This is a genomic window from Eubacteriaceae bacterium Marseille-Q4139 (genome assembly GCA_018223415.1).
Taxonomy (GTDB): domain Bacteria; phylum Bacillota; class Clostridia; order Lachnospirales; family Lachnospiraceae; genus CABSIM01.
The window spans coordinates 2,217,719-2,233,969 of sequence record JAGTTQ010000001.1; the positions used below are offsets into that span (position 1 = coordinate 2,217,719).

Here is a 16,251-nt window from a genome sequence, read left to right on the forward strand (position 1 = left end):
CCGCAGCGTCCTATTATAAAGTCTAATATTATATGAGAGTCAATAGGAGCAGAAAAAATGGCAGATAAAAACCACCTGTTTTCCATCGGCCGGCTGTCGAAGCTGACAGGTGTGCATGTCCAGTCTCTTCGCTATTACGAGGAGATTGGGATTTTGAAGCCGGCCTATGTGGATCCGGACAGCCAGTACCGGTATTATACGTTTCAGCATGTGAAAATCGTGGAGGCAATCCAGTTCTGCGTGGAGCTCGATATCCCGTTAAAGCAGTTTAAAGACTTTCTTCTGGAAACAGACGGCCAGATTGATTACGCGAAGCTGATGGCACATGGAACCAGGCTGGCAGAGGAAAAGATGAAACGGATCCGGAAGCGGCTGGCATTTCTTAAAGAAGTAAAAAACGAGCTGGCCCATGCGGAGGAGTGCCGGGTCAGCCCATATGTGAAGCGGTATTTCCCGGAACGGCTTTGCTGGACCGTTCCCTATGAGGGGATACAGAGAGGCACGGAATTTTACGGGGCTTTTTACCGTCTGATGTCCGATATGGAGGCGCGCGGGCTGCCGGCCGGATATTACAGCGGACAGTTCCAGATATGTTCAGGCGGCCAGGCCAGATCGTATCTTTTTCTTGCCATCCGGGAAACGGAAGAGAAAATCATGGAAGATCCCCGGATTCTTCGAATCCCTGCCGGTGACTATCTCTGCACGGTTTTAAAGGAGAGCGGAATTCATAACGCGCCGGCGCATTTCCCGGAACTGTTTTCCATGAATTATGACAGGACTGTTGTCGAGGTGGAGCTGTGGTCGGAAAAATTCCCGTATTCGGAGCCTTTTTTTGAACTGCGGTGCAGCCTGCCTGGGGCAGAGGCGCCGTAACGGCTGAAAAAATACATTCTGACAGTTGCATTTCCGGCCCGGCAGCGGTAAGATTAAGGGCATGGAGGTGCTTGGAAGATTATGTACAACGAGCTGACGAAAAATGACATAAAAAAGATGGAAGAGGAGATCGAGTACCGGAAGCTGGTGGTGAGAAAAGAAGCCATTGAGGCGGTAAAAGAAGCGCGGGCCCAGGGCGATCTCAGCGAGAATTTTGAATATTACGCCGCAAAGCGCGACAAGAATAAAAATGAGAGCCGGATCCGGTATCTGGAGCGGATGATTAAGACGGCGAAGGTGATTGCCGACAACTCCAAAGAGGATGAGGTGGGACTTTACAATACGGTTGACGTGTATTTTGAAGATGACGACGAAACCGAGACCTATAAGGTGGTGACGACGGTTCGCGGCAACTCCTTAAAGGGGCTCATAAGCTCCGAGTCACCCCTTGGAAAGGCGCTTCTCGGGCGAAAGGTCGGGGACCGGATTCATGTGCAGGTCAACGAAAAGAGCGGCTATGACGTGGTAATCAAGAGAATCGAAAAGACCGTGGACGACGGCAGCGATGCCCTCAGAAGCTTTTAGCGGGAAACGGCAGCGGGGGAATGAGACGATGAAAGAAAAAACGCAGGCAAAAACGGGAAGCGGAAAGAAAATTCTTGGCCTTCCGCTTCCATTATATTTCATGGTGTTTGCCCTGACGGCGGCATGTATGGCGGCAGGCTGTGTGCCGATGAGCCTTGTGCCGGCCTTTTTCGTGCTGATGGTGTTCGGCGAGGGCTTAAACACCATCGGGAACACGGTGCCGGTGGTGAAAACGTACCTGGGCGGCTCCGTGATCTGCATTTTAGGCGCGGCGGCCATCGAGGCGGCCGGCCTTCTGCCGCAGCAGACGTATGATACGTTAAATTACTTTGTCAATGACAGCGGCTTTCTCGTGTTTTACATTGCGGCGCTGATTACCGGGAGCCTCTTTAACATCGACAGGAATCTGCTTCTTCGCGCCACGGTGAAGCTGCTTCCGGTGGCCGTGGTTTCCCTGGCGGCCGGGATTCTCCTTTCCGGGATCTTCGGGATCCTTCTGGGAGAGGGCTTCTGGGGCGGCATCCTTTACGTCGGCGTCCCGATGACGAGCGGCGGGATGACGGCAGGAACCGTGCCGTTATCGGCTATCTATTCGGAAACCCTGGGCGTCGATGCGTCGGAGGTGCTCACGAAGATGGCGCCGGCCACGGTGCTTGGAAACTGCGTAGCCATCGTATTCGGCGGACTTCTCAACAATTTCGGGAAGACCCACCCGGAAACCACGGGTAACGGCATGCTGGTAAACGACGGGAAGCCGGTGAAGGCGCCGGCGCCCATGAAGCCCACTTTTGCGCTTTTATGTACCGGCATGGTGATCGCCTTTGCTTTTTACCAGCTTGGGGCATTCCTAAATCACTTTGTGCCGATTATTCCAACGTATGCCTGGATGATTATCGCCGTCGTGCTGGTGAAGGGGACGGGCATCATGTCCGCGGAGCTGGAGGACGCAGCCAGGGAGTGGGGGCAGTTTGCGATCCACAGCTGGACGGCAGCGGCGTTAACCGGCATCGGGTTTACGCTCATCGACCTCAACACGATTTTAAAGACCTTAACGCCCCTTTATCTTCTGGCAGTCGTCCTGATTGTGGCCGTCATCTCTCTGACGGCGGCGTTCCTTGGAAAGCTTGTGGGCTTTTATCCGCTGGAATCGGCCATCGCCGCCGGGATGTGCACGACAAACATGGGCGGCTCCGGGAATGTGGCCGTCTTAAGCAGCTCTCACAGGATGGAGCTCCTGCCCTTCGCGCAGATCGTTACAAGGTCATGCGGGGCGCTGATGCTGACACTTGGAGGGATTTTGGTGCAGGTGGTGGGGTGAGAGTTATTAGGTTCTAAGGGAGGCATGGATGGATAGATTGCGGCATTTATACATTTGCTGTGCCAGAAACGAGTCCTTTTCATTGCCTTTTACTGCCATTTCTGTTATACTTTTTTTCACGGGCAGAGCCTGATTCGCCTTCTATGACGAAAGGCGGATATTGCGATGAGAAAAAAGTTTAAGGATCTGGAATTTAAAGATGCGTTTTTGTTTGCGGCGGCCATGGCGGACGAGGAACTCTGCCGTATGCTGCTGGAGAGGAACCTGGAGATACCGATCCGTGCCGTGCGCGTGCAGAGCGAGAATACGTTTCTGTTTAACTCGGATTACCGAGGGTGCGGCTGGATGTGTTTGCTGACGACGGGGCGGGGACGGTCTTTGACGTGGAGATGCAGACGGTGAACCGCGGGGATCTTCCGAAACGGAGCCGGTTATATCAGGCTCATATGGACGTGGGAGCTTTAAAGCCGGGAGATAGCTTTGACGCGCTGCCGGATAGCTTCATTATTTTCCTCTGAACCTTCGATCCATTCGGCCAGGGGCGGTTCCGCTACATATTTCGGGCCCAGTGCTTGGAGAGCGGTGGAAGCCTGGAGGACGGCGCCTGTCGGGTGTTTTTAAATACAGCCGGATCGAGAGAGGACGAGGTGCCGCCGGAACTGGTGCAGTTCCTGCGTTATGTGGGAGATGGCGCTGGGGTCGGGAACTTCCAGGATGACCCGCTGATTTCCAGAATCCAGGAGAGAATCGCAGGGCTTAAGAAGAGCCGCAGAATGGAGGAGCGTTATATGCTGTTTGCGGAAATGCTTGGAGAAGAGCGGAAGGAAGGGAAAGAAGAAGGCAGAGAGGAAGGGAAGAAAGAAGGAAAAAAGCTGGGAGAGAAACGGATCCTGGAACTTTTAGAAAAGATGGAGGAAGCCGGCTTGCACCCGGATATTTCAAGGTTCAAAAGGGAGCCGGAGTATCTGGAGAAAATGCTTGAAAAATTTCATCTGGCCGACTTCGAACAGTAAGATGGATTCCCGAAATCCGGCCATAACAAAAGAGAAAACGGGAGAGGTATCGGCCTCTCCTTGTCAAAAGAATTCTGTATTATCCAAAAACAAATCAAACTGTTTATTCTGAAACAAATCTTGAAACAAATCGACCCAAAATCAAAAATGAGAGGGCGCAGGCTGTCTGCCCGACTGTTTCGTCTGTCCGATTTTTGGCTGGAATATCATTATCATTGGCGAATATAAAGAGAGAAGGCTAAAACTCTTTTCAGCAATATAGATTTAGCTTTTGTCGCATTGTACAGAAAAAATAGGGAATTTGTATGGTGAGGCTCTAATACCGGCGTAAGGAACCTTTCCGATTGATTTTATTCGTTTAAAAGAGTATAATAAAAACTGGTTTCATATTACTTGAGGCGGAATGCCAGCAAGTTTTGGAAGGTGAAATATGGATTATATATCGGTCAAAGATGTTTCTGAAAAGTGGGGGATCTGCCCTCGCAGGATTCAAACACTCTGTAAGGAAGGCAGGATACCAGGGGCGAATCTTGTGGGGCACTCCTGGATTGTCCCGATAGATGCTGAAAAACCAAAAGATGCACGAATTAAAAGTGGAAAATATGTTCAGAAATCGAAATAATCCACAGGAAAAATAAACAGGGAGCAGAATTATGCAGATTAGCAAGCACGGATCGTTTTACATCAGGAATGGCTGGCCGACAAAGATCATGGATGCATTAAGAGAGCCTCATATTTTTTCTCCTAATAATGAATTGTATGCAGTGGATACAATTGGTGTTGGGCGTGTCATGATTAAAGCCATGCGCTATTGGGCCACTGTATTAGGAATAGCAAGTGAAGGAAAAGACCAGCAGGGAATCTATCATACGCTGACCCCGCTGGCAAATGTTATTGCACAGAATGATCTGTATTGCTCAGATCGGGGGACGCTTTGGCTGCTGCACCGCAATGTCGCCAGAAGCTTTGACGAGGCAACGGCGTGGGCGTGGGCATTTAATATATTTGATCGGTCTTCGTTTACAAAAGAAGAGTTTACGGATGCGTTTTATGTGTATCTTCAGAGGGAGGGAGCTTCCTATGTGCGAAAAGCGGTTGAAAAAGAATTTGACTGTTTTAAAAATACATATGTAAGCGAACAGAAATTTTCAGTGAGCCAGGTGATAGAGGAGAACATGGTTCCGTTTTTTGCACCGCTAAAGCTTATCGAATACAGCGGAAATGGGAGATTTGAGAGGCATAAAACGTCTTCCAGAGAAATTCCGGCACGTATTTTCCTAATTTGTGTCCTTTTAGATAACTCTGAATATTTACAAAGTAATAGGCAAATCAGCCTGGATCAGCTCATGGAAGAGCCTGGCCAGGTGGGAAAATACATGAATTTGAGTTCTTCTGCACTGATTGAAATATTGCAGCGGCTGGACAATGACCAGATGTTGAAACTGGTCAATAATTTTGGGAGCCGCTATATTGAACTGGATAGTATGGATGTTTCAAATATGCTGAACATCTACTATCAAATGATAGGAAGGTAGACGACACATGTCATATACTGAATTGATTAAGCAGGCTGGGGAATACACGTATTCTGCAAATGTCCAGTTTGACCTCGAGACGGATACGAAGCTCATGCGTTTCATTCCAAACGGGACGGCAGTGAAGCTTTTAAGAGAATATTTTACAGATATGTCCCGCTCAAAATCCAATAATCATGCCCGTATTTTATATGGCTCTTACGGAACCGGAAAGTCTCATTTTTTGACTGTACTTGGACAGCTTCTGGGTAAGACTTTTACGGATGGGGCTGCATATCGGACCTTTATAAGCAGAATCCGTGAACATGATCAAGGCCTGGCAAATGATATAGAGGCTTATGTTCAGGATACGAATAGAAAACCTCTTTTAATTGTACCGATTGTTTTTGATTTTGAGGATTTTGATCGTTGTATTTATTTTTCCTTAAAGAAAAAGTTTGACCTTCTGGGAATTAAAATTAGTTTTAAAACATTTTATCATCAGGCGCAAACACTTCTTGAACAGTGGAAGGGAAATGAAGAGTCTTTCAGACGTCTCAACGAGGTCTGCGAAAATGAGAATATAAATCTTGCTGATTTGGAAACTGCCTTGGCAGGGGTTCATCCGCAGGCAGAGGAGAAATTTAACAGGCTGTTTGAGGGGATGACTTTTGGGGTCAAATACGTCTACGAGGTTTCTAATTTAGCAGAAACCCTGGAACTGGCCAATCAGACCATCCGTGACCGATTCAGCGGCATCGTATTTATTTTTGATGAATTTGGAAGGTATATTGAAGATAATATAAAGAGAATCAAGGTGAAATCTGTCCAGGATTTAGCCGAATACTGCGATCACTGTGAGGGAAACAATCACATTATTCTGGTTTCCCACAGGGAAATCAGTCAGTACACACAGAGATACAGCAAAAACCTGGCAGCAGAGTGGAAAAAGGTTGAAGGAAGATATAAGGCCAATTCGATTAACAGCAGACAGGATCAGTGCCTTTCTCTCGTTCGCAGCGTCTTGATTAAGAATGAGGCTGTCTGGAAAATTTTTAAGACCCGATTTCAGGCGGAACTGGCTCGGATGGATGAAGAAGCCATGGACTTTAAAGAATTTTTTGTTAATACGTCAACAGAAAATTCGTTTGAAAGCGGATTCCCTCTGCACCCAATTTCTCTTTTGGCATTGGACCGTCTGGCAAAAAAGGTCGCCCAGAATGATCGTACTTTTTTTACCTATTTGTCAAGCAAAGATGAGAAAAGCCTTTACCGTTTCCTGATCAGGCATGAGCTTGATGAATTCCACTTTGTAGGAATTGATGAGATTTTTGATTATTTTGAGCCGAGCATTAAAGCGGTGCAAAGTGATGAAGCTTACGAGTGGTACAAAAATCTGCTTGCGGCCCTGGCAAAAATGCATGCGAATCTTTACGATGATGCACCAAGCGTGAAGATTCTGAAAGTGATTGCCGTGATTGGGATTATACAGGATTTCGGTGCTTTGGCGGCAGATAAAAAAACAATTTCCAGCGTGATTGACTGCCCCGCAGCTGTCGTTGAGAATGCTTTGGATGAACTGTGCGACAGAAAAATCCTGAAGTATTCTAAGGCGTATCAAAGATATGATTTTTTTGATGCCAGTATCTTTGATGTGGAATCTATGATTGATGAAGAGAGCATCCGTGTGAGCGAAGACGCGGTCATCCGTACATTCAATGAATCTTTTGTCCGCTTTGTCTTATATCCGAATGCATATAATCGGGAATATAAGATTTCGCGTGTATTTATCCCGGTGTATGCAGGAGTGAAGGATATTTCAAAAAAAATGCTGCCGGGCAGGCTTGGCAAATATTATGATGGCGTTCTTTTCCTGGTACTTGACAGGGAGGAAACATCAGTCGAGCAGATGAGGGAGGATTCCCGGGAACTGAACAGGAGTATTCTCTGGGTGAACCAGGAATGCGGGGAGCTGATAAGCACAGGAAAAAGGTATATTGCCGCCCGGTATCTGGAAACACAAAAATTGAAATTTATGGAGAAAGATCCGACCTTTGAACAAGAGCTGGATTATAATATCCGCGAGCTGGATGCAATGATAGAGGCATTGCTCAACGAATGGATTCGTTTTAGAATCGCAGATTCCTATGTTGTATGCAATGGAAATATCCATGAGGATATCAAGTCCTTTGATAAACTGACAGAGCTTGCGAGCGACATGATGTATCAGGCTTTTCCGCATACTTTGATTGTCAATAATGAACTTATCAATAAAAATACGATCACCAGCACGATTACTTCTGCAAAGAAAAATGCAGTTCGGGCCATCATCAATGGAGGAAATCCTTTGACTTATTATGATCTGCCGTACCTTTCTCCGGATTATATTGCTGTCCGTTCTGTGCTTGTAAAAAATGGATTTCTCTGGGCTGAAAATTGTAATGAACGGAACCGGCTGGCGGATGGGACAGAGCCGCAGCGCATTATTCAGGAGGTCATAACTCAATATCTTGTCCGCGCTCAGAGAGGGACTGTCGAGTTTGGCGAGCTGTACGATACATTAAAGAAACCGCCGTATGGGCTGCGCGACGGATATTTATCCCTCTTATTGATTCAAATGCTGGAACCATATAAAAAATCTCTGATTATCAGCAGTCATGGCGCCGAGCAGGAACTTTCTGCCGAACTGTTGGAGGAAGTTATTCGGAGACCGGATGACTTCCGCTTTACGGTGGCTGATTGGAGCAGAGAACAGAAGGACTTTATTGACAGCTTGGAGGAGATATTTTCCGCCAATATTGACAAAAGTATGATTCCAAAGAATCGATTGAAAGCGATTTATGAAGGGATGCTGGCGAAGTATAAGAGCGTTACAAAGTTTTCAAGAACTACGTCGCGTTATGTTTCTGATCAGACGAAGGCATTCCGGAAAATGATGGAAAAAAGTCATCAAAGCTATTCGGAATTTTTCTTTACAACGTCTCTGGAACTGACCGGGGATTATCAAATGGCGGCGCCGGTGATTGAAAACTGTATCAGAGAGCTTGAGACTGCACTTACAAAGCTGGAAGCAGATTTGAAAAAAATCTTATGCGGTGAAATCCAGGCATTGACAGCATTAAATTTGTATGAAAGCTTAGGGGCAAAATACGGGGAAGTATGGTCTGAAAAAAGATATAAAGCATTTGATTACTATACAAACGCTTTCCTTGAATATGTAAGCAGACTTTCCGCGGAAGACAGCGACAAAAGCATCATTCATTCGCTGGCAAGGAATCTGACCGGCATTGAGATTTCATACTGGAGCGATAAGCATATTGAGGAATTCGAGGCTCGTCTGCATGATGTTGTTAACAGCCTGGATGCCTATCAGGTAAGTGAAACACTGGAGGAAACAGAGACGAGGATGACGTTATGCAGTGCGGATGGAGTTGAACGAACGATGATTTTTAACCAGACAGAGCTCTCAGAGCTGGGAATGATGGCAAAAAATAAGATCAATGCGACATTTGGCAACATGGGAATATCGTTTACATATAACGACAAAATCCAAGTGCTGCTGTCTCTTTTGGGAGAGTTGCTTGAAGGGAAATAGGAATGGCAAATACAGTAAATTGGTGTCCGATGTGCAAAGTGCCGGTAGTAAAAAATAAAAAGTGTCCCATTTGCGGAGCTGACTGCAAAGCTGTCTCTGTCAATGGCGTATGCAACCCGGTTTTTAAGCAGGAACGGAAACTGCTCTCCATGATATTAAAGGAAGATGTGGTGGACGACGAAGTTTGGTATCTGGGAAACAGCAATTATCTTGTTGGCGGAAAGAGAATCCATCTTCCCTATATAGAGTTTTATAGGCAGAAGGCACACATTCCGATTGCGAAAGAACTTCGGGAAAATGTTGAGTGTGAAGATGAAATAGCCAGAAAAGAGGTCGTGCTGGCGGCCAATGAACAGTATTTGAGAGAGCTCCTTTATGAAGCCGAAGAGTATGTCAGTTCGATTGTAGGGGAGTTAAAAAGTCAAGAAAAGCAAGGCGGAGCACGGTTTGTCCCGACCGTGTCTTTCTCCGGAGGCAAAGATTCCACAGCTGTGAGCCGAATCGTCCGTGATGCACTTCAGGATGAAACCATTGTTCATTTTTTCGGCGATACCACGTTGGAGTTCCCAAGTACATACCGCTACATAGAGAATGAATTCCGCAAAGAGAATCCATTTACCCCTATGCTTCCAAGTGAAACGGAAAATGACTTTTTCAAGCTGTGCAATGTTTTCGGGCCCCCAAGCAAGTTTGAGAGATGGTGCTGTACCATCTTTAAAACAGGAAGCCTGAACACGGAATATCAGAATTTAACGGGAAACAGCCTGACTTTTTTGGGGATACGCCACAGTGAATCCAGAGAGAGGAAAAACTATGAAAGGACGCAGACACATTCCAAAATTGGCTCTCAGGTGAATGCGATGCCGATCATAGAATGGTCGGACTGTGATGTCTGGCTCTATATCCTTTTTAAGGGGCTTAAATTTAACGATGCATATCGCTTGGGATATAAGCGCGTGGGCTGCTGGTGCTGTCCCAATAATTCCGATTGGTCTATGATGCTCACAGACATCTATTTTCCGGATCTAGCGGCGAAATGGAAAGGGGTTCTCACCGACTTTGCCCAAAAGACACAAAAACAGGATATCGAAGACTATGTTGAAAATGGCAAATGGAAAACGCGAAAGGGAGCAAGCGGACTGCAAACGAAAAATGTAACGATTGCGGATACTGCATGCAATTTATCTGACCGTGCAAGAAACGTCATTATCAAGAAAAAAATCCAGCGGGACGTCCTTGAGTTTTTAAAACCGTTCGGCGAACTGGAAGTTTTTGATAAGGATGATGCGGCTTATATTACAGTTACGGAAAAGGCTGTTTTGAACTCTAACGGTGATGTGGTTCGTCCAAGGAAAAAGACCGCAGACTTTGTAATCACATGGGGAACGCCTGTTTTGAAGGTGCTGCCGGAAAAAGGAACAGATGTTGTCTTGATGGTGAACCGTTTGAAATGCCAGCTGCGGAAATATCAGTACTGCATACGCTGTTCGGCATGTGATTCCATTTGTCCATACGGCGCGATCAACACAATCGGAAAATCCAGGTACATGATAGACGAGACAAAATGCAGACAGAATTTGGCCGAATGTTCGCGCTGTATTGCCAAATTTTATAATGGCTGTATTACCTGCCAGGTTTTGGCAGGCAAGAAAAATGTTGAGGATGACAATATAGATTCCTGAGGGATGAATTATGATCTATTTTGACAATGCGGCTACAACGAGGAAAAAACCTCAAGAAGTTTTAGATGCCTTTACCTATTATCTGACGGAGGTTGGAACAAGTCCCGGACGCGGCAGTTATTCACTGGGAATTCAGGCTTCACGCATGCTTTATCAAAGTCGCAAAGCCGTGTGCGGGTTTTTTGGCTGCCCGTCCGCTGCAAATGTGGTATTTACAAAGAATTCTACGGAGGCAATTAACCTGCTGGTCTGCGGATTATTGAAGCCAGGAGATCATGTGCTGATCAGTTCGTTTGAGCACAATGCTGTTTTGAGACCGCTTCATTCCCTGAAAGAAAAGGGGCTCATTGACTATTCCGTGCTTCCCGAAGCGGTTTTTGAGAGGCCTGAAGAACTATTGGATGTTCATATACGCCCAAATACCAGACTGGCGTGTGTTACACTGGCGAGCAATTTGACGGGTCAGATTGTATTTAACAGCAAATTTGCGACGGCATGCAAAAGGCGGGGAGTCCAGGTCGCTGTCGATGCGTCTCAAGGGGGCGGAAAGGGCCTGGCCGATATGAGCCGCGATGATATTGATTACCTTGCATTTACCGGTCATAAAGATTTGCTGGCGCTGCCGGGAGTCGGCGGTTTGTGCTCCAGGGAACCTCTGCATTTTAGACCTTTAATTCAAGGAGGTACGGGGATTCACGGAGAGTTTTACGTGAACCCGGATATTTACCCGGAAGCGTATGAATCCGGTACGCTAAATATGCCGGCAATCTGGGCGCTGAAAACCTCCATTGAGTATATCCAAAAAAATCAGATAAGGATCAATGAAAAGGAAGGTCAGTTGACAGACATGCTTCTGGCAGGGATGAAAAGGCTTGAAAATGTACAGATCTATAAGCCGGAAGCAGAAAGAGTCCCTACCATTTGTTTTAATGTAAAAGGCGTTCCATCGAGTGATGTCGTTTCTATCTTGGACAAACATCAGATTTGTGTAAGGGGCGGAATCCATTGTGCGGTTCTGGCGCATACCACATTGGGAACTGTCAGGAGCGGTGCTGTGCGCGTCAGCATGAATTATGAAAATAGTGAGGAAGAAATTGAGACATTTTTGCAGATATTAGGAGGGATCCGGTAATGTTTTTGGTATTTTACCGAACAAATGACGTATTTGAGGCAGAGGAGCTTCTCTCAAATGCTGGTGTGGATACAGAAATTGTTCCCACACCTGTCCAGGACATCGCTTATTGCGGGGTATGCATAAAAATTAAAAAAGAAGACGCAGACAGTGCAGCAAAAGCTTTGAAAATGAAAGAATATAAAAGAGTGGAGTAATGAATGAGTTATCGAGAGCTGGCTATATTACGAGGCTATAAAACCAATAAGAATCATATTGTAAAGGAGTTCTATCTCCCTGTTTTGAAGGAATCTGTGCTGTATAAGCGTGCTGCGGGATTTTTTTCTTCGACGGCCTTGCTTGAATTATCCAAAGGAGTTTCAGGGCTGATACGCAATGGGGGCAAAATTCGATTTATTGTATCGCCGTTACTGTCAGACGAGGATATCCTGGCAATGAAACGAGGATATGATGTGCGTAAAATAGCAGAGAGCGCCTTGATTCGGGAATTTCATGAGCCGCAGAATGACTCAGACAGGGAACGATTAAACTGGCTTGCTTCTTTAATTGCAGTAAATCGCTTAGAGATTAAAATTGCTCTTACAATGCCTCAGAAAGCAGCAGGGCTCTATCATGAAAAAATAGGTGTGTTTTATGATACGGAAGGGAACCGAATTGCTTTTACTGGTTCTATGAACGAAACGGATCACGCTTTCTACAATAATTTTGAATCCATCGTAGTTTTTAGTTCTCTTGTAGCGGAAGATCAGCGACGGGTGTGTGATATAGAGAATGATTTTGATTCTTTATGGGCTGGACGCGAAAAAAATATCATAGTGATGGAGTTCCCGGCAGCCCTTAGAGAAAAGCTGATTTCATACAAGAGGGACACGCTTCATCTGGAGTTAGACAAACTGGAAACAGAGGAGCCATATGAGCTTCTGGCGCCAGCTCCGGGAATTCCTGCGATGCCAAATGGTGTTGTTTTGCATGATTATCAAAATACTGCCATTGACAGATGGGCGAATCAAAACTACCGGGGTATCTTTGATATGGCTACCGGTACAGGCAAAACCTTTACCGGTTTGGGGGCGGTTGTTCGGCTTTTTCGTGACAGAAAAAAGCTGGCAGTTATTATCGTGTGCCCGTATCAGCATTTGGTGGAACAGTGGGTTGAGGATATTAAATTGTTCAATCTGCTTCCAACCATAGGATATTCAAGCTCGAAGCAGAGAGATTGGAAACGCCGTCTTTCAAATGATATTATGGATTTCAGGCTTGGTGTGATTGATGTATTCTGTTTCGTTACAACAAATGCGACTTATTCTTCATCTTATGTTCAAGGTCAACTGGAAAAGCTTGGAAAAAATACACTGCTGCTTGTTGATGAAGCGCACAATTTTGGTGCACCAAATTTAAGGAAGATGTTGAATCCAAAGTTTGAATATCGTTTAGCTCTGTCGGCGACCCTGGACAGACATGGGGATCCGGAAGGAACAGAATCCCTGTACGAGTATTTTGGAGATAAGTGTATTGAATATTCCCTTGACCGTGCAATCCGCGAGGGAAAATTGACTCCATATTACTATTATCCTAAAATAGTCTATTTAACAGGCGGAGAATTGGATCAATATCGAGAGATATCGAGAAAAATTTCCAGGCAGTATCATAAAAACAGCACCGGCACATTGGAAATAACGGAATTGGGAAAGAAACTTTTAATCGAGCGTTCCCGCATTGTAGCCGGCGCATCAAATAAAGTTGCCCTTTTAAAAGAACTGATGCAAAATTATAGAGAAGATTCCCACATTCTTGTGTACTGCGGTACGGCACAATCGTCTGACTTTTTAAGGGATACCTCCGAGAGAGATGAAGAAGGTGAGCGCCAGATTGTTTCCGTTTCTAAGATGCTTGGGCTTGAATTGGGAATGAAGGTTACTCATTTCACATCTGCCGAATCTGCTTTAGAACGGGAGCAGATCAAGAGGCAATTTGCAGATGCCAATCCATATCAGGTGATTGTGGCAATCAAATGCCTGGATGAAGGCGTGAATATTCCAAGTATAAAAACCGCCTTTATTCTTGCAAGCAGTACAAATCCCAAAGAATATATTCAGCGGCGGGGGAGAGTTCTGCGGCTGGCGCCGAGCAAACCATATGCAACAATATACGATTTTATAACGCTGCCGACCCCGCTTGATTATGTAGATAGAGGGGGTGAAAATGCCAAGCTGGATCTATCTCTGATTAAGAAAGAAATCGCCAGAATGCGGGAGTTTGGCGAGCTATCAAAGAATCCATCCGACTCAGATAAAATCATAAAGGAACTGATTGAAACGTATGGATTGGATACCATAGGAGGGGAGGATATGTTTTATGGGAGAACAGAAGCTTGATGAACGGAAGCTGAACATTATTAAAGTCGGCGTGATTAAGACGGAAAAGGAAAATATTGTGAAAAGCGGTTCGACAAACGATATTGTCGAAAGTATCCGGAAGCTCATAGAAAGGGTGGTGGATGGGAAATGCTGATTAAGAAACTGGTGCTAAAGAATTTCAGACAGTTTATCGGAAAGCAGACGATTGAGTTTTCGACGGACAGGGAAAAAAACGTAACGGTTCTGATCGGTGTCAATACATCTGGAAAAACTACCCTTGTACGGGCATTTGAATGGATCCTTTACAATAAAAACGAATTTGATGATAAAAACCTACTGAACAAAAATGTTGCCGACAATATGCAGATTGATGAAACACAATCTGTGTCAGGGACACTCATTATCGAACACAATGGAAAGGAGTATGAAATTTCCCGCGAGCAGATCTATACCTGCACAGGTTCTGCGGTGAGAGCATCCCGCTCGTCTGCGATGATTGCGTATCTGCAGCCGGATGGACAGACCAAAACCGTGATTGAAAGTGATTTCGGTGAAAACATTGAGAGAATTCTTCCGAGGGCATTGTCAGGGTATTTCTTTTTTGGCGGCGAGCGTGTCGGGACGATCAGCAGCCGTGACGACATTGAGGCTTCCGTGAAAGGGTTGATGGGGCTTGATGTGCTCTATAATGCCATGACACATTTAAAGCAGGTAATCAGCAAATTCAAAAAAAGCATGGACTTTTCAGGCGATCAGAATGCATCCGAAATAAAACGGAAGCTGGATGACGTAAACAGCCGTCGGGAAGAATTGGAAGCGGAACTGGGCAATATCGAGGAACAACTGGAATATTACCGGGGAGAGAAAGAAAAATATGCAGCTTTGCTTCGTGCAAACCAGGAAACGGCAGAGGAACAAAAACGCCGTGAACAGTTGGAGTCGACTGTCTTTGAACTGAAAGCCCAGATTGAAAAAGACAAAAAAGAACTTGTCTCCAGTTTCAGCAGAAATTCCTTTGCCTTTTTTAGTCTCCCGCTTTTAAAGCATGCAGCAGAAGTGTTGAACTCATCCAGTGATGAGACGGAAAGTGTGCCGGAAATGACGTCGGCAGCGATTGATTATATCCTGAAAAGAGGGATTTGTATTTGTGGGACACACATATCAAAAGGGTCGGCCGCAGAACAATATTTATTGAAGGAGAGGAGAAAGCAGCCGCCGGAGTCGATAGGGGCGCTTGTGAGGCGGTACCGGGAACAGGCGTTAGAATATATTGATTCATCAGAGACATATTATGAGGTCATGAAAAACCGCTTTTTAGATTTTCGCAAAGATCAAAGAGAATTGGGACTGCGATTGGATGAATGCGATGCAATAGACGCCCGGTTAAAGGGGGCAAAGGATGTCAACTTTCTCGATCAATCATTTCAGGCTGCCAAAAACAAGGTTGAAGAATTTGATTCTAAGAAGAATCAGACGATTGAGGCCATTGGAGCCTGCAAAAAAGAAATCGAGAACTATGAAAAAGAGCTGGAGGGATTTCAGAAGACAAGCTCTAAGAATATTAGAATTGCGACGTATATCGACTATGCACAGGCTGTCTATGACTGGGTGGCTGAGGCTTATACGTCGAGAGAAAATTCGGTTAGAACGAAATTGGAGGAGAAGGTCAATGCCAACTTCACTTCCATGTACCATGGTTCCCGTGCAATTACGATTGATGAAAAGTATCGTGTGAAATATATTGACGTTACAACAGATGAATCGGATGGATTGAGAGCAGTAAAAAGCTTTGCGTTTGTTTCGGGGCTTGTCGATCTGGCAAAAGAAGCGTTGACTTCCGGCAGGGATGACGGGGCAGACATAGGGCCGCAGTATTATCCGTTAGTGATGGACGCTCCATTTTCCAATGTGGATGAGACCCATATCCGAAATATTTCCAGGATTCTTCCGGCTTCCGCGGAACAGGTGATTATGGCAGTTATGGAAAAAGACTGGCAGCCGGCCGCCGACATTATGGCAGAATATGTCGGAAAAACGTATTTTATTGAAAAGGATCGGGATTTGGCAGGCAGGGAAATTGATACGATGACCCATATTAAGGCAGGTGAGTGCTGATGTTTGATAAAGACATGCAAATTCGCGGGAAACACGCTACATACTGGAAAGCATTGACGCAGCTTCC

15 protein-coding genes are annotated in these 16,251 nt (G+C 45.6%); all 15 read left to right on the top strand.

All coding sequences use genetic code 11. The features are described from left to right. The first annotated feature begins 57 nt into the window (after nucleotides 1-57). The 15 genes from KE531_10500 (at nucleotide 58) to KE531_10570 (ending at nucleotide 16,184) form a co-directional block, all read left to right on the top strand. Nucleotides 58-873, top strand: a complete 816-nt coding sequence (locus KE531_10500; GenBank protein ID MBR9954032.1) for a MerR family transcriptional regulator — start codon at nucleotides 58-60, stop codon at nucleotides 871-873. Nucleotides 874-954: 81 nt separating this feature from the next. Further along, nucleotides 955-1,458: a transcription elongation factor GreA gene (greA, locus tag KE531_10505; protein ID MBR9954033.1), complete on the top strand. Its 504-nt coding sequence runs from the start codon at nucleotides 955-957 to the stop codon at nucleotides 1,456-1,458. Nucleotides 1,459-1,486: 28 nt separating this feature from the next. Further along, on the top strand, nucleotides 1,487-2,776 hold the full coding sequence (locus KE531_10510; protein ID MBR9954034.1) for a 2-hydroxycarboxylate transporter family protein: 1,290 nt from the start codon (nucleotides 1,487-1,489) through the stop codon (nucleotides 2,774-2,776). Nucleotides 2,777-2,941: 165 nt separating this feature from the next. Beyond that, nucleotides 2,942-3,178 (top strand): hypothetical protein, encoded by a 237-nt coding sequence (locus tag KE531_10515; GenBank protein ID MBR9954035.1) that lies wholly within the window; start codon nucleotides 2,942-2,944, stop codon nucleotides 3,176-3,178. Further along, the gene (locus KE531_10520; GenBank protein ID MBR9954036.1) at nucleotides 3,124-3,294 is read left to right on the top strand and encodes a hypothetical protein; all 171 of its coding nucleotides are present in this window, start codon (nucleotides 3,124-3,126) and stop codon (nucleotides 3,292-3,294) included. Before KE531_10515 ends, KE531_10520 begins: the two co-directional genes overlap by 55 nt. A 93-nt stretch (nucleotides 3,295-3,387) precedes the next feature. After that, nucleotides 3,388-3,789: a hypothetical protein gene (locus KE531_10525; GenBank protein MBR9954037.1), complete on the top strand. Its 402-nt coding sequence runs from the start codon at nucleotides 3,388-3,390 to the stop codon at nucleotides 3,787-3,789. 430 nt (nucleotides 3,790-4,219) lie between these two features. Continuing rightward, complete coding sequence (locus KE531_10530) at nucleotides 4,220-4,411, top strand: helix-turn-helix domain-containing protein (protein MBR9954038.1); 192 nt, start codon at nucleotides 4,220-4,222, stop codon at nucleotides 4,409-4,411. A gap of 31 nt (nucleotides 4,412-4,442) precedes the next feature. Continuing rightward, entirely contained in the window at nucleotides 4,443-5,324 is an 882-nt protein-coding gene (locus KE531_10535) for a DUF4007 family protein (protein MBR9954039.1), read from the top strand. 7 nt (nucleotides 5,325-5,331) lie between these two features. Further along, a complete protein-coding gene (locus tag KE531_10540) occupies nucleotides 5,332-8,898 on the top strand; it encodes a hypothetical protein (protein ID MBR9954040.1) in 3,567 nt (1,188 codons plus the stop codon). 2 nt (nucleotides 8,899-8,900) lie between these two features. Continuing rightward, nucleotides 8,901-10,580: a phosphoadenosine phosphosulfate reductase family protein gene (locus KE531_10545; GenBank protein ID MBR9954041.1), complete on the top strand. Its 1,680-nt coding sequence runs from the start codon at nucleotides 8,901-8,903 to the stop codon at nucleotides 10,578-10,580. 10 nt (nucleotides 10,581-10,590) lie between these two features. Further along, a complete protein-coding gene (locus tag KE531_10550; GenBank protein ID MBR9954042.1) occupies nucleotides 10,591-11,712 on the top strand; it encodes an aminotransferase class V-fold PLP-dependent enzyme in 1,122 nt (373 codons plus the stop codon). Beyond that, nucleotides 11,712-11,909 carry a DUF3343 domain-containing protein gene (locus tag KE531_10555; GenBank protein ID MBR9954043.1) on the top strand — a complete coding sequence of 66 codons (198 nt, stop codon included), beginning with the start codon at nucleotides 11,712-11,714 and terminating at the stop codon, nucleotides 11,907-11,909. Before KE531_10550 ends, KE531_10555 begins: the two co-directional genes overlap by 1 nt. A 3-nt stretch (nucleotides 11,910-11,912) precedes the next feature. After that, a complete protein-coding gene (locus tag KE531_10560; protein ID MBR9954044.1) occupies nucleotides 11,913-14,087 on the top strand; it encodes a DEAD/DEAH box helicase family protein in 2,175 nt (724 codons plus the stop codon). After that, the gene (locus KE531_10565; GenBank protein ID MBR9954045.1) at nucleotides 14,068-14,223 is read left to right on the top strand and encodes a hypothetical protein; all 156 of its coding nucleotides are present in this window, start codon (nucleotides 14,068-14,070) and stop codon (nucleotides 14,221-14,223) included. Before KE531_10560 ends, KE531_10565 begins: the two co-directional genes overlap by 20 nt. Next, entirely contained in the window at nucleotides 14,217-16,184 is a 1,968-nt protein-coding gene (locus KE531_10570; GenBank protein MBR9954046.1) for an AAA family ATPase, read from the top strand. The genes KE531_10565 and KE531_10570 overlap by 7 nt, the downstream gene beginning before the upstream one ends. Nucleotides 16,185-16,251 lie beyond the last annotated feature (67 nt).